Source organism: Mycoplasmopsis mucosicanis (genome assembly GCF_006546935.1).
Lineage (GTDB): Bacteria > Bacillota_I > Bacilli_A > Mycoplasmatales > Metamycoplasmataceae > Mycoplasmopsis > Mycoplasmopsis mucosicanis.
The window spans coordinates 1-15,714 of record NZ_SMDN01000001.1 but is presented as its reverse complement, the minus strand read 5'-3'; the positions used below and the strand labels follow the sequence as shown (position 1 = coordinate 15,714).

Sequence of the window (15,714 nt, the reverse complement as noted above, 5' to 3'; positions counted from 1 at the left end):
AAAATATGTAGATATACTCTACATATTTTGCATCTATAAGCCACGTTCTGTACCTTTTAGGTGCCAACAATTTATCTAGTTAGAAAATTCTAACTCTTTTAACTAATTGAATTCTTAAATTAAAAGTTCCCCTACCAAAATTTGGGTTTCTAGCTCATGGAGTTTACCGCGTTTCACAATTCTCGTCTCTGTGGCACTAGTCGTCTAGGCCTAAGCTTATTGGGCTTAGCATGAACACTACTTCCATCTCAGGAAGTGCTAGCGTGGACTTTCCTCTACATTTGTAGCTGTTGGCCAATGCAAGATAATTATAATATAAATTTATTGGACTTGTTTGTGATTGTGAATTTACCAAAACTACACAAATTTGTGTGTTTTGGTAAAAACAATTCATGTGATTAATGAAAATATTTAATTAGGAATTGTTCAAAAGCATATACTTCGTTTGTTTGACCAAATTTAATTTCTTGGTCTATTAACGCAAGCGATTTAATCATTGCATTGATTTTATTGATACCTGTATTTTTTAAAAAACCATATACTTTTTTTACGCGAAACTGATTGATTTTAAGTTTATTTGCTATGTCATTTAATGTTTGGTTGCTGGTTAGAAAACAATAAATCTGGTGAGCTAAAACAAGTAATTGACTTATTTGCGCAATTAATGAGTATATTTCAACACTTTCATTGGTTTTTTCTTTATATTTACGTCAGATTAAATTAAAATCATTTGAATCTATGCTGTTGCTAAATCCAAATACGTCTTCAACATACACATCACTTACAGTTTTTTCAATATTTTCTACTGTAATTGTTGGACTTAAATGAGAAAGTTTAATAAGTTCATGGTTAATTAAATTTAGATCATTTGGAAGTTTACTTATTAGTGAATTTATTGCTAAATTATCTATTTTTGCTCCGTGATTATTAGCAATAACCTCAATTTGTTTGCGCAAATTTGCTCCGCTTAATGTGTTTGCAAAGAAGAATTCAATATTGGACTGCATCATTTTATTTGTAAATGAATTAAACGGAATTTTGTCTTTTGCGCTTAATGAATTATTGATAAAAACTACTGTATCTTCAGTGTTTATGTCAATTTCATGAGCTAATTTATTAGCTCAATGACTTTCACTTTTAGCAATTTTTGCTTCTCAATATGGACAATCATAAATGCATATCAAACGCTTAAAACCAAAAAGAGAATTCTGCGATATTAAATCAATAAGATCCTTGATATTACTTTCATCACTTCAATAGAAATTCACCAAGTCCATACTTAGATCTTGTTTTTTTAATTTATCGATAAACTCTTGTGCTAAATATTTTTCAGGTCCATAAATCAAATACATACAAAAATTATATATTATGAGTTGCTTTGAACAATCAAAAAGCACATATTTCTATGTGCTTTTGCTTATTTTATTAAGTTTTATGAGTCAGTGGTTAAGACCACTTTTGGAAATTTTGTGTGCATATTTATTGTTGTAGATATCACTTAAAGAACTCAAACTTTCATCTGGATTTTCTAAAAGTAAATTAAAGAAATCTAATTGGTTTTGATTGAATAAGTACTCTAATTTGTTGTCGAAAACGTATTTTATGTTTTTTATGTGTTTTTGATTAGAGGATACAATTTTCTTGATATTGGCTAAATCTACGTTGTTAATTCTGTTCAATGAATTGTCAAAATCTCGTTGAATTCGTGAATCTTCAAACTTAAACATTGAATCAAAAGCACTTATTGCCTTTAAAAAATCAGATATTTTTTCATGCTTTTTAACATAAATCAAAAACTTATTATGATGCTTAATTTTTTGAAAACCAAAGTCATATTCATTTAGTTTTTCTAACAAGATGTCTATAAGATTTTCATAACGAGAGCTTAGATGCAGATGATATGAAGACCTATCAAGATCAGATATACTACCACCTCCAACAAATACACCTGCAAAAAACATTGTTGGACTTTCGAATTTATTATCTAGATTAAAGAGTGATAAGTCAAGAGATAAAGTAAATTTTGACGTATAGTACTCATAATTCAGTATTTTGAGCAAATTACACACATAATTAAAAAGGTCTTTATTGATTATTTTTAACTTTATATTTGTGTCTATTATTGAGTTAGCAAAAATAAACCCGCGTATAAATTCACGGATTTCAACTTTATTTTTCTTCTTTGAGATTAATTCATTTTTTATGAATTGTGTAAAGTTATTTTGCTTATTCATAATTAGTTATAAGGATATATTTTATCTATATTTGCTTCAGGTGCTCATATTCCAAGTTTATTTTGTTTAGCATAATCTTGTGCGGCTTCTAGTTCATAAAATCATGCAGAATTTTCTGTAAAGTATTTACTTCTTTTACTAAGAGAAATATATTGAACACGTGCATAACCTAGACGTACTAGAGAACTATTTAAGTTTATGTATTTTCCTTGATATTTAATGTAATTTATTGTCACATAACGACCATAATGGTCTGAAAATCTATCTCTTCCATTTTTTGTTTTTTGAAATACACAATAAACCTCGATACCAGGAAGTTGCAACATTTTTGTTGTAAATTCAGTTGCTTTTTGTGCATATTTGAGTTGTTGACCTTTTGTAGGCACGCGTCCGTGCTTTGTTTTTGTTGTTTTTTCTGGTGTATCAACACCAGAAAAACGCGATGTTAATGGTTTATTACTTATAAGTTCAACAAAATCAAATGTATCACCATCCTTAATTCATTCAATACGAACTTTATATGCTTTATTGTACTCAAATTGACTGGTTTTGCCTAATTTATAAGGTAATTTATCTAGTAATTTGATATTTTTGTCTAAATTAATTTTATTTTCGTTGTCTCTTGGTAAAGGAGGTTTTGGTGAATTGTGTGCAGTATTATTGCTTAGATTTAATGTGCAACTTGAACTAAAAATGACACATAATGGTGAGCCAAGAACAATTAAATGTTTAAATATACCTGAGTTAAATTTCATTAGTTAAATTTTTTGTGTTTTATTTCATTATTTATAACTATTAAATAATTATCACCTGGATTAAATTCAACTAATTCTTCAAGAATTTCTGTATTTTGTGCATTGTTTTCTAATTTTGAGAATAATTCTACAGATTTAGGAGCAATTTTAATACCACTATTTAGACCAAAACTGGTAGTTTTTTGTTCGTTGTTGATAATACCAATAAACATTGTATCAACTCTGAAACGTGATAATTTGTGTAGTAATTCAGCATCATCTGTAACCACAAAACAGTATTTATAATCACCATTTTGTGTAGTTTTAATTATATTTTTAATTAAAACTGCTTGATCACCATCAACTACAAATTGTGAAATTAATGAATTGATATTTGTGTTATATTCTTCAGTATTGAAGTAGTCATATTCAGCTTTTTTGTTGATTGTACGCATTACTTCAACTGCGCGAATAGGATATTTACCAGCAGCTGTTTCGTTTGAAAGCATTGTTGAATCGGCTCCAAGCGAGGTTGCTCAATAAACATCACTAACTTCAGCACGTGTTGGTTGAGGGTTGTTTTCAAGTGAATCAAGCATTTGAGTAGCAACTACAACAATTTTGCCTAATGCTCGACATTTTTTAACAATTTGAATTTCTCAATATGGAACTTCTCAATAAGGGATTTCAAGACCTAAATCACCACGAGCAATCATAATTCCATCACTTGCCTCAATTATTTCATCGATATTGTTAATGCCCATTTGACTTTCGATTTTTGAGATTATTTGAATATTTTTGCCACCATTTTTATCGAGCAAGTCTCTTAATTCTTTAACATTTTTTGCACTATTAACAAAAGAAGCGGCTATATAATCAACACCATATTTAGCACCAAAGGTTACATCAGTAATGTCTTTAGCATCTAAAAATGGCAATGAAAATTCTACATTTGGAAGGTTAATTCTTTTGTTTGTTTTAAGTGTGTGTGCATTAGCTGTTAGAACTGTAATTTCACCAGGAATAACATTAGTTACTGTGGTTGTTAATTTACCATCATCAAAAAGAACTTTATCGCCTACTTTTAAGTCTTTTGACATATCATAAGGAACGCAAACTTGTTTTTCATCGCCAATAACGGTTGCAAATGCTTCAGGTGTAGTGAGAATTTTAAATGATTGGTTTTGAGCAAAAGCAACAGCACCATCACGCATTTTTCCAACACGAATTTCAGGTCCTTTTGTGTCTAAAAGCAATGAAATGTTTGTGTTTAATTCTTTGGCCGCTTGACGAGCAGCATCGAATTTAAGTACTTGTTCATCAACTGAGCCATGACTGAAGTTTACTCTAATTGTTGTAGCTCCAGTTTTTACTAATTCTTTAATCATTTCTACAGAAGAACTTACAGGTCCTAGAGTAGTTGTAAGTTTTATTTTATGGTTATCTATTTTCATGTTTCTCCTTGATTAAATAACGTATATAAATGATATTACAATATTAATTAAACAAAAGTTTTTGCGTCATAAAACATAAATGAAAAAAACTCAATTATGAGTTTTTGTTTTCTTGTTCAGGTTGTTTAAAACCTTTAAGCTTAATTATTTTTCAGTATTGACTAATACCAGTTTTGCTGTGTGAATTTGTGAATTTTAGACTAACAACAAAGGTTATTTCGTCTTTATTTTGCTCACCTACAAAAGGAAATAAATCTTTTGTTTTCTCTTTGGTTTTTGAATCAATTGGTTTATAAAAGTTGTCTGTTTCGAATGCAAGTGTATAGTGATTAAGATTTTGTTCATCATTGCTTAATTGCAATTTTTTGTCTTTGATAAGTTGTTCAAATTTGGGCTTATTAAACTCAAGAACTAATTCATCAAAGTAACCTTTTGATGAATTTTCTATTGAAGATGAAGAATTACGTGTGAAATTTAATTTATTTTTGCCTTCTTGAGTGTGTTGAGAAATGTCAATACCATCTTTAGCCTTAATTTCTACAACACTGTCTGCGATTTCTTTGAGTTTAAAGTAATTAATGTAGATTTGTTGTTTTAAAGGTTGGTTGATTTTAACTATTTTGTGTTTTGCAAGTGTTTTGAGATCTTTTTTATCAGCGTCAGGCACATATCTTATCACGTAATAGTGTGCAATGAGTTTTGAAGAATCATTAGGATCTAAACTGAATCAAATTGGACGTTTATTGTCTAATTTAAGAAGTTTGTTTTGCGAGTTTGTTGTATCAAATGAGAAAAATTTGCTAACAATATTATTGTTTGGTTCAGCAGCTTTTTCATAGGCTTGTTCAGCCAATTCAATTAACTCTTCAATATTTTTAGCATTTTTAAGTGATTTTTTGAGTTCATCACGATTGCTAGATGAAACTTTTTGCTCAATAAATTTTTTCAGTTCGTCTTTTGAGTCTTCAAAATATTTTAAATATTTTTCAATTTCTTTTACTACTTCATTGATTTGTTGTTCATTTAAACCTTGTTTTTGGAGTGAGTCAATATAAGCATTTTTTTGATTGTTTTTAAATCTATTTGATAATTCGCTCACTACTCGTGAGTTTTCTAGAAGTTCAATTTGTGTATTGATAACATGGTTGATTAATTTATTTGGTTCGTTAGCACCTTCTGGTTTATTTGTAAAGCGTTCAATGATTGGTCTTTGTATGTCTTCATGAGGCAAAAGATCATATAATTGTGCGACCGATTTGACTTCTTTAACTACTTCTTTGTCATTGATAGTTGTTTTGTATTGTGAAGAGTTTAATACTTCATTTAATGTTGATGTTTGAGAAACACCATAAGGTGTGATTAATGAATGTTGATTTGAGTTAGGAGACTGAAGTAATTGTGCATCATTTTTTGCTTTTGGATCTAGTTTTTTAAAACCGCCAAGTTCAAATGTGAAGTAGGCTCATGAATTGATACGTTCTTCATTTGAAGTTGATTTTTGTAATAAATCTTTTTTGCCTTCAATACCATTTTTGTCTTCAAGAAGCACATTAAGATACAATTTTCCTTCAAAATCATTGCTATATGAATGATAATAGATGTTATGCGTTTGCTTTAAAACATCAATAGGTGCTGAAGATATTTTGTTTTTTAATGTAAATAAAGGATCTTTATATTGTTTGTATTCTTCAACAGAAGAGTCTTTTCGGTTGTAACTAATTTCAAGTTGATATTTTCAAAAATCGTTGTCTTTTGTGGAGATATTTTTTAGCAATGGTTGAAAAAGCTCTTGGTATGAATAATTAGTTCTAGAATCATTATAAGAAGCATAAGAAAATTCGCTTGCGTAATGTTTGGCAGCTTCTTTTTTGTTTAGACCTTTACCAAAACTTAACTTGTAGTTAGCAATTTGTTGTAGTGCATTAGGAGCTTTATGAGCATGCTTATAAAGTAATGCGAGTGGTGTGATAAAGGCAGCTGAAGCAATGCCAGCAACTAATAAATAAGATAATTTCTTGTTAAATTTCATTTTACTCCTTAATTGCTATAAAGTAATTGGTCTACAAAGGATACTAATTCATCTAGATTTATTCTTTTTTGAGCTGAAACCAAGAATGTGTTTATGTTGGTACCAAGCGAATAATTCTCTAAAAATTCAGTGTGTTTTTTAATTAAAGCAGATTTTTCTTTTTGGTTTAATTTATCGATTTTTGTGTATATTAGTGAATAATTTCATTGAAGTTGGCTAATAAAATTCAATATTTCTAAATCAATTTTGGTTATTCCGCTGCGTGAGTCTAAAAGAATAAAAATATGTTTTGGATTAGGGTCGTTGCTTAAAAACATTTTGATGTTTTTGAGCATCTTTTCCTGTTGAGTTTTAGACATTTCAGCATATCCATAACCAGGCAAATCAACAATATATTTATTGTTATTGTCTGCAAAAAAGTTAATTAATTGAGTGCGGCCTGGTCGTTTAGAAACAAACGCCAAATTTTGTGAAGTTAGTGCATTAAGCAAAGAAGACTTACCAACATTTGAACGACCTCAAAACACAATTTGTTGATTATTTTGTGTGTTATGTCAGGTTGAAGGTTCAAGCGAACTTGTAATAAATTTTCACATAATTAATCCTTTTTGAGAGCTTGTTTATGACGAATAAGTGTTGAAGATATACCTATCATTTCATAATCAGGAATTATTAAAATTGTTTCAAGTTGCGGATTGACTTCATGGTTTCCAGCAGCTATATCAAGTTCATTTTGATAATCAGTGTTGTTGCGTGCTGAACGAATTAGAAAATTGACATTTAAACGAGCAGCAATGTTTCCTATTAATTCGTTTTTGTTGCATAAAACCTCAATATTTTTGTTATTTGCATAAAGATTTTTTATGAAATTAAATCTTTGTTCAAGGTTATTGAGATTGTTTTTATCTGGGTTGTTTGAAACTACAATTATTAAATGATCAACCAATTTGAGAGCTTTAGAAATAACGGCTTGGTGACCCGAGTGTAAAGGGTCAAAGCTACCTGCATAAATTGCTTTAGTGAGCATTATTTGAAGATTTTTATTGAGTTTTGAGCAATTAAAAGTTCTTCATTTGTTCTAATTACATAAACTTTAACTTCGCTTTCAGGAGCTGAAATCAAAGCATATTCTTCAATTGGTTTAGTGTTTGCTTCGTTGTTTAATTTAATATTAGCAAATGTAATTTTTTCAACAACGTCTTGACGTAAGTCAGGTGCGTTTTCACCTACACCAGCAGTGAAAACAATAGCATCTAATTTGCCAACTTTGTTTGCATAGTTTGCAATATAATCAACAATTTTTTGAACATAAAGTTTTCAAGCAAAAATTGCTTTTAGATTGCCTTCGACAATTCCTTTTTCAATATCTCGCATATCTGATGAAATTCCACTAACACCAAGAAGACCAGATTTTTTGTTTAACGCGCTAGTTACTTCAGCAGCACTAAGATTTGCATGAGAAGCAACGAATTCAATAATCGCAGGGTCAATATCACCTGAACGAGTACCCATCATAATTCCTGCAAGTGGAGTAAATCCCATTGTTGTATCTACTGATTTAGAATCTTTGATGGCACATAATGAAGCACCGTTTCCAATGTGTGCATTAACAATATTAACTTTTTCTTTGCCTAAAATTTGTTCCATTTTTAGAGTAATGAATTGGTGTGAAATTCCGTGAAAACCGAAACGACGAATGCCGTATTTTTCAGTTCATTCAGCAGGAATAGGGTAAATAGAGTTTACATCTGGCATTGTTGTGTGGAAACTTGTGTCAAATTCAGCAGCTAATTTTGCATGTGGAAGAACTGATTTAAATGCACTGATAGCTTGTAATGCGCCAGGGTTGTGCAATGGTGCATAGTCTGAACATTTTTTAATAACTTCAATAACTTCATCGTTAATTGCAGTAGTTTTAGTGAAAAATTTTCCACCGTGCACAACTCTAAAACCAATTATTTCGATTTCTTCAACATTTTCAATAATTTTGGCTTGAGACATAAGTTCTAGAATGTGTTCAGCAGCAACTGTGTGATTTGGCATTGCAACATTTTTGATGTATTTTTCACCATTAGCCTTAATTGTGATTATTCCATCAGCAAGTGTAATTCTTTCAGCTATTCCACTTGCAATAACATCTAGAGTGTCCTTTAGGAATAATTGTAATTTAATTGAACTTGATCCAGCATTAATAACTAAAACTTTTTTTGACATTATTTTTCTCCTTCTTCACTTTGTATCATAGTGATTAAAATTGTGTTGACAACATCATTTACTTTTGCACCTCTTGAAAGGTCATTAACTGGTTTATTAGTACCAACAATAATTGGTCCAATTGCTCCAAAACCAGCAAGTCTTTGAACAAGTTTATAACCAATATTTCCTGCTTCAAGGTTAGGGAAAATTAAGGTGTTTGCAGGTTCATTAAATGATTCTTTTTTGTATTTTTTGTTTCTAACACCTAAGTCTAGTGCAGCATCCAATTGAACTTCACCAATTGCTTTAACGCCATCATATTTTGCATTGAATTCTTCAGTGGCTTCATGCACCATTACAGTTTCTTCGGTTTTAGCACTGTAATCTGTTGAGAATGATAAGAATGCAATTTTAGGTTCAATTCCAAAACCTTTAACAAATTTTGCAGCATTAATTCCAATATCGGTAAGTGCAGCTTTATGTGGTCTTGCATTAACTGAAATATCTGAGAAGAAAAGAGTTTCTTCTCCACGGTGCATAACCATTACTGAGCTTATTGTTTTGATGCCTTGAGCAGGTCCAACAACTTTGAATGCAGCTCGCAGCATGTCTGCAGTTGAATAAATTAGACCACCTACAACACCATCAACTTCTCCGTTTTCTAACATCATCATCGCATAAGATGGTCTTTGTTGCATAGCTTTTAAACAAACATCAAGAGTGTCCTTGTTTTCTTTACCTTTTGCATCAGCCATTGCTTGACGGCGATTGAATAATGTGTGTGCATAAATTTCTTGTTTTGCTTTGTTGGCATTGATATTTAACACTGTAGCTTTAGTGTTGATTTTTTCATCATTTTCAGTAAGCAAAATGATTTCAAGGTTATGGAAATGCTCTAATAGTTGTGCAGCCTCAATTGCACGAGAGTCATTACCATCTACAAGCACAATTCGTTTTTTTGTTTGAATTTGTTCAACATTGTGTTGAATTAAAGATGTAAATTCCATTATTTTGTCTCCTTTTAATTAGTATATTTTATATTAATATTATTTAAAATCAAAAATAAATGTGCAAAAGTTTCCACATTTGCACATTAAAGACACAAAATTGAGTATTTTTGGTCTATAAATCATTATTGAATTTGATTGCTTTTAGCAAGTTAGCAAATAGACAAACTACAGTTAATGGACCTACACCACCAGGAGTTGGCGCAATTGCTTCAATGTATCCATCTAATCCGTCGTGATCAACATCACCAACTAGTTTATTTTCACCATTTTCTTCAACTCAACTGGTTCCAATATCAATAACTACAGCGCCTTCTTTAATGTTTTCTTTTTTGATTAATTTAGGTGAACCAGCAGCAACAACAAGAATATCAGCGTTTTCTACACCTTTGATTCCTGATTCACGGTTATGTGTTGAGACAGTAGCATTGCGTGATTTTAAAAGGTTTGCTGTAGGTCGACCAACCAAAAGTGAACGACCTACTACAGCTGCACGTTTATTTTCAACTTCAATACCATAATAATCAATAAGTTCCATTACACCTTGAGCAGTGGCTGGAGTAAAGTTAAACTCATCAGTTTTGTTGTAAAAATTAAATGTATTTCTGTTGGTTAAGCCATCTACATCTTTATCTCAGCGCACTGCATCAAGTATTGGTTGAGTTGAAGTGTTAAGAGGCTCGGGTAAAGGTAGTTGGACAATAATTCCATCAGCTTCTTCGTTTATATCATCAAGTTTTCTGAGTAAGTTTTTGTACTTAACACTTTCAGGAAAATGATAAACTTTTGCTTCAACACCAAGTTCATTAGCTTTTTCAATTTTACGTTGAATAAATTTGGTTGAGACTTCATTATCACCAACACGTACGATTGCTAAAATAGGTTTTCGACCAAGTGCTTCAATAACTTTTTTAAATTCGACTTTTAAATTTTCGCTTAATTTTTCAGCAACAGGTTTTCCTTTTAAGATTTTCATTTTAACTCCTCTCTATACTGCTCTAATTCTGTTGTAAATTTAATGACTTTTTCACGTTCTTGAGCAATTTTTGCAGCTGGTGCTTTTGCAACAAAATTAGGATTATTTAGCATATTTTGAGCACGAGAAAGCTCTGATTGTGTGTATTGGATTTTTGCTTTTAATTCAGTAATATATGCTTGTTTTTGTTCATTTGATTCAGCAATATATACAATTAAATTACCATCAGCAAACAACGAGTCTTTGTTGCTTTGTAATTGAGCATTTGCTAATTTAGCAATCGAATCAGATGTGAATGTACTTGGTGCAAAATTTAGATCATATTTGATAGTAACCTTCTTAGATATCGATTTGTCTTCACGATATTTACGAATAATATTAACAATTTTGATAATGTTTTGCACTTCTTCCACTGTTTGTTTTGATTTATTTTTTAATTGTAGTGGTTGAGCAAGCAATATTTCTTCATTATATAGTTTTTTGTATAGATAATCAGTGATGAACGGTAATAAAGGGTGTAAAAGAATTAAAAGTTTTTTGAAATTATCGAGTGCTGCTTGTTTACTTGGCATTATTTTTAAGAGTTCAACATATCAAGAACTAAAATCTGTGTAAATAAATCTACTTAATTCAGCACCAACAATTGTTAATTCATATTTTTCATATGCTTTATCAACTTTTTTGCTTAATTCTGTAAGACGGTTGTTGATTCATTTATCTGCTGGTGTTAGTTTTGTAGTTGAATTTTGTCCAAGATTTTGAATGTAGCGAGCAATATTTCACAATTTATTACACAAACCTCAAGCTGATTTAATTTTTTCATTTGAATAGCGAATATCAAGACCAGGAGTTGAGTTAGTACACAAGAATCAACGCATTGCATCAGCGCCATACTGATCAACAACGTCCATAGGATCAATACCATTTCCTAATGATTTAGACATTTTGCGACCTTGTTCATCACGAACAAGACCTGTAAGCAACAAGTGTTGGAAAGGTTTTTTGTTTGTGAATGCTAATGAGAAAAAGTACATTCGTGCTACTCAAAAGAAAATAATATCATAACCAGTAACTAGCAATGAGTTAGGGAAATAACGTTGAAGGTTTTTTGAAGCGTTTTTATCTGGCCAACCTAAAAATGAAAAAGGTGCCAAACCTGATGAAAATCAAGTATCAAGAACATCATTGTCTTGTGTTCATCCTTCGCCTGGTGAATTAATTTGCACTTTAATTTGGTCATCTTTGTATCATGCAGGAATGCGGTGTCCTCATCACAATTGACGCGAAATTGTTCAATCATATGCATTTTGCATTCATGTTTTGAGTGTTGATTTAAAGCGAGGAGGGAAAAATTTAATTGAATCACTTGTTTTAAGATGCTCAAGAATTGATTTAGAAAGTGAGTCCATTTTCACAAATCATTGAGGCATAACCAATATTTCAACAGGTTCACCGCTTCTTTCAGAATAACCTACATTTGATACAGTTTTTTCAATCTTTTCAATTAAATTTTGTTCTTTTAAGTATTTTTCAATTTCTTTACGTGCCTCGAAACGTTCAAGACCATGAAAAATTGAATCTGGTGCATTAATAAAACCGTTTTGATCAATTGTTTCAATAACCTCAAGACCATGTTTTTTAATAATATCTATATCTACTTGTGCGTGTGCAGAAAGCTTCATTAGTCCGCTACCAAAACCAACTTCAGTATACGAATCAGCAATCAGTGGAATAATTTTTTTGGTTAGAGGATGAATTAGTTGGACATTTTTGAGTTTGTTGTAACGAATATCATGCGGGTTATAAATTACTGCAACATCAGAAAGCATTGTTTCGGGTCGAACTGTAGCAACAACTAAATAATCATTTGAATTTGCAATATGATATTTGATATAAAGCATATTTTGTTCAGTTGCTTTTGGGATAACTTCAATATTTGATAAAGCAGTCTTAAGTTTTGTGTCTCAATTTATTGGTTTAGTACCCCTGTAAATTAGTCCTTTGTTGTAAAGTTCAATAAATGCCTTGTTTACTGCCTTGTTTGACTTGCTATCAAGTGTAAAACGTTCTCGTTTGTAATCTAATGATAGGCCTAATACTTCTCATTGCTTACGAATTGAAGCTGAGTATTCGTCTTTTCATTCTCATATTTTGTTTAAAAACTCATCACGACCAAAGTCATGACGTGATTTTCCACTTAATTTATAAATATTGCTTTCAACTTTTGACTGAGTAGCAATTCCTGCATGGTCCATACCAGCAATGTAAAATACATCATAGCCTTTTAGTTTTTTATAACGAATTAATGTGTCTTGTATTGCGGTGTTTAAGGCATGTCCGATGTGTAATTTACCTGTTACGTTTGGTGGAGGCAAAAGAATAGTAAAAGGTTTTTTAGTCTCATCATGAGTACTAAAAAATCCTTTTTTTATTCATTTTTTAGATATTTTTGCTTCAAATTTTTTTGGCTCATAAGTTTTAAATAATGCCATAATACCGCCTAACAAATAAAGAAAATCTATATAGTAATAGTTTTGTAAATTATATCACATTTTGCATAATCTTTGAGAGCAACTCAAGGATATAAAAAGAAGACAAAAAAATGACCAATATACACGTTTTTGAGTATTATTGGTCAAAAATTAGAATGTATTATCATTGATTGTGGTGTTTGATTTTGTATCAGTTTCAATAGTGTTTTTTTGTGTTAAATAGAATTCACGTGTGAGACCTTGATTGAGGTCAATTTCCACATCATTGTCAGATGTCTTAGAAATATCAATAATAATAGTGTCTGAGTCATTAGAATAAGACTCTAGATCACTTATTAATGTTTGTTGTTTAGTGAATTCTTGTCATTGATCTTCATTGTTATTACCTAGGTTCTTGGTTATTTGACTAGGCGCAATAATTCAATGATCATCATCATATTCAAACATATCGCTGAATATATAGTTATTTATTTCGATTTTTTCATGCGGTATTTTTCTTGATTTATTTGATTCAAGATAGCGTTTTCATATAGGGTGTAGTGGTTGATATAAAACTTTATCTTTAAAGCCATATTCAATAAGTTTATTGTCGCAGAATACATAAAGATTTTCGAAATTGTTTTCTTTAACAATTTCAAGGTCGTTTGTGATAAAAACTAAACTAAGTTTATAAGTTTTACAAAAATCTTCAGTGATGCGAATAAACTCATTTTTAAGATTTTTATCATCATTTCTTGCATCGTCTGAAACAAAAAGCAATTTAGAACCTATTGAAATTTCACTTAACAGACCCATTTTTAATCGAGATATTGGAGAAATATTGTCATTTAATTTAACTAGAGTGCTATTGTTAAATGCAACTGTATTAAGCACCTCTATTAAACGATAACCAATATCAATAGATTCAAGTGTTTCTTTTTTTGTTTTAAATTTAACAAAAGCCATATAACGCACTAATTCAAGGTAATCAAAAATAAATGATATTGAGCTATAGATGCCTAAAATATTTTGAATTTTTGCTTTATATTGGTTTAGTGATTCAATGTCTGCTTTTTCCCTTAACATTGAATTTTCAATAGTTTTCTTGATTTTTGGTGCTATGGTTTTGTTAAATTTAAGTATTGAATAATAGTTTTGTATAAATGTTTTTGTTTTGGAATTTGTTATTGAATTAATTGATATGTTGCTGCGCAATGCCTCTTTGTCGATTTGTTTATTTCAATCATCCTGCGCGATCATTATTTCTAAGTCGTCTTTAATTTTAGATATTTGAGTCTTGTAGTCTTCAATTCCATAAACACCTGGACGTGTTGTTTTGATATCGTTTATAACATGTCTTAACTTATTTGCTTCATCAACAAAATGGCTGTAATTTGAATAAGAAAGTTCTATATATGAGTTCAAATCGATGCAAAATTCTCTTTGAGAAATTTTTCGTATCAATTTAAGATTATTTTTATCTCGAAGAGTATTTGTTGAAAGGTTATTTGAGATAAACAGTTCTTTTCGTGATTCAAGGTATTGCTTGAATTCATCAAAAATTTCAATGTTAAGATATTGAATTTGTAAACGGATACTTTTTAGTTGTTTAATGATTAGTTTGGATGTGTACAATTCTTTGTATATTTGAATGTATTCAGGTGATGTTTTTTTGAAGTTTTTCAGTTTTTCACGCAGTTGTTTAACACTTGATTTGTATCATAAAATTAGGTTGCTAGTACGTTTGAATGCATTCTTGCGTGTGTTTTTTCGCAGTTTATAAATAATTGAAAGTTCTTTTTTAACTCCATTCTTATAGAGTTGTTGTTTGAGTGCTTGCTTAGAACTTTGTTGCATTGTTTTAAGCATATTTAATTGTTTAAATGTGGCTGTTATTTTTGCCTTATTTTGGTATGCAGAACTTGTGTAAAAAGTTTCACGCAAATTAGTTCCTTCTTGATATAAGGCCTTAAAAATCTTGATAAATGCACTTATAACATTATCTAAAAATCAATCAAAGTTTTCACATTCACGATTGATGATATTATTGGCCTCAGTGAAATTTGCTTGATTTATTTCTCGAATGAATTTTTCGAATAAAAACATATGCTCTCGTTTAAAATCATTCATTTCTGTGTGAAAAGTATCTATATTTTGTTTAATAGTGTTGATTAGCAAAAGACGCAGTTTATACTCATTTGCTTGTAGTATTTGTGAAAGGTAATTAAGTCGATTTTTGTATGAAACATAGTTGGATTTGATGCGTTGGTATTCATAAACAATTGGAATATTATCAGTTTTTTGGTTGAGGTGTTCAATGTTATAGAATGATGTCTTTTTGAGTATTTGTTTGTTGTTCAATATTTCATTGAATTTATAATTTTGATCATAATATTGAAGTGTTTTTATACCTGAATTTGAGTGCAGAATGTTGGCAAAACCATCTCCAAGCAGTTCTGTAGAATTATCAATAATCAAAAAAGCGTTTAAACTCTTTTTGTTTAAATGCAATGAAGGAATTTGAATAGTTTTTTGACTTGCGAGATTGTATTTGAAAAAGTGTTCAAGTGAAAATAACTTATTATTTTTTGACATATTATTATAAGTATACAT

Annotated in this window: 12 protein-coding genes and 1 other RNA gene; all 13 read right to left on the bottom strand. The window is 30.2% G+C overall.

Annotated elements, in window-relative coordinates:
* Positions 1–31: 31 nt before the first annotated feature.
* The 13 genes from rnpB to E1I18_RS00005 all read right to left on the bottom strand — a co-directional run bounded on the left by rnpB (position 32) and on the right by E1I18_RS00005 (position 15,696).
* An RNA gene (gene rnpB / locus E1I18_RS00065) (RNase P RNA component class B) lies at positions 32–302 on the bottom strand.
* A 96-nt stretch (positions 303–398) separates the two neighbouring features.
* Entirely contained in the window at positions 399–1,352 is a 954-nt protein-coding gene (gene holA, locus E1I18_RS00060) for a DNA polymerase III subunit delta (RefSeq protein ID WP_141483572.1), read from the bottom strand.
* A 51-nt stretch (positions 1,353–1,403) separates the two neighbouring features.
* Positions 1,404–2,234: a DNA-binding protein WhiA gene (gene whiA, locus E1I18_RS00055; RefSeq protein WP_141483571.1), complete on the bottom strand. Its 831-nt coding sequence runs from the start codon at positions 2,232–2,234 to the stop codon at positions 1,404–1,406.
* Between the two features lie 2 nt (positions 2,235–2,236).
* Entirely contained in the window at positions 2,237–2,989 is a 753-nt protein-coding gene (locus E1I18_RS00050; protein ID WP_141483570.1) for a thermonuclease family protein, read from the bottom strand.
* Complete coding sequence (pyk, locus tag E1I18_RS00045; RefSeq protein ID WP_141483569.1) at positions 2,989–4,422, bottom strand: pyruvate kinase; 1,434 nt, start codon at positions 4,420–4,422, stop codon at positions 2,989–2,991. The genes E1I18_RS00050 and pyk overlap by 1 nt, the downstream gene beginning before the upstream one ends.
* A gap of 94 nt (positions 4,423–4,516) precedes the next feature.
* Positions 4,517–6,451, bottom strand: coding sequence for an MAG1430 family protein (locus E1I18_RS00040; RefSeq protein WP_141483568.1), 1,935 nt, complete (start codon positions 6,449–6,451; stop codon positions 4,517–4,519).
* An 8-nt stretch (positions 6,452–6,459) separates the two neighbouring features.
* Entirely contained in the window at positions 6,460–7,047 is a 588-nt protein-coding gene (gene yihA, locus E1I18_RS00035; RefSeq protein ID WP_141483567.1) for a ribosome biogenesis GTP-binding protein YihA/YsxC, read from the bottom strand.
* 2 nt (positions 7,048–7,049) lie between these two features.
* Entirely contained in the window at positions 7,050–7,478 is a 429-nt protein-coding gene (coaD, locus tag E1I18_RS00030; RefSeq protein ID WP_141483566.1) for a pantetheine-phosphate adenylyltransferase, read from the bottom strand.
* A complete protein-coding gene (locus tag E1I18_RS00025) occupies positions 7,478–8,665 on the bottom strand; it encodes an acetate/propionate family kinase (protein WP_141483565.1) in 1,188 nt (395 codons plus the stop codon). The genes coaD and E1I18_RS00025 overlap by 1 nt, the downstream gene beginning before the upstream one ends.
* The gene (locus E1I18_RS00020) at positions 8,665–9,654 is read right to left on the bottom strand and encodes a phosphotransacetylase (protein ID WP_141483564.1); all 990 of its coding nucleotides are present in this window, start codon (positions 9,652–9,654) and stop codon (positions 8,665–8,667) included. Before E1I18_RS00020 ends, E1I18_RS00025 begins: the two co-directional genes overlap by 1 nt.
* A gap of 115 nt (positions 9,655–9,769) precedes the next feature.
* On the bottom strand, positions 9,770–10,630 hold the full coding sequence (locus E1I18_RS00015) for a bifunctional 5,10-methylenetetrahydrofolate dehydrogenase/5,10-methenyltetrahydrofolate cyclohydrolase (RefSeq protein ID WP_141483563.1): 861 nt from the start codon (positions 10,628–10,630) through the stop codon (positions 9,770–9,772).
* Positions 10,618–13,122, bottom strand: a complete 2,505-nt coding sequence (locus tag E1I18_RS00010; RefSeq protein WP_141483562.1) for a valine--tRNA ligase — start codon at positions 13,120–13,122, stop codon at positions 10,618–10,620. Before E1I18_RS00010 ends, E1I18_RS00015 begins: the two co-directional genes overlap by 13 nt.
* A 150-nt stretch (positions 13,123–13,272) precedes the next feature.
* Positions 13,273–15,696: an MAG1360 family OppF-related protein gene (locus E1I18_RS00005; RefSeq protein ID WP_141483561.1), complete on the bottom strand. Its 2,424-nt coding sequence runs from the start codon at positions 15,694–15,696 to the stop codon at positions 13,273–13,275.
* Positions 15,697–15,714 lie beyond the last annotated feature (18 nt).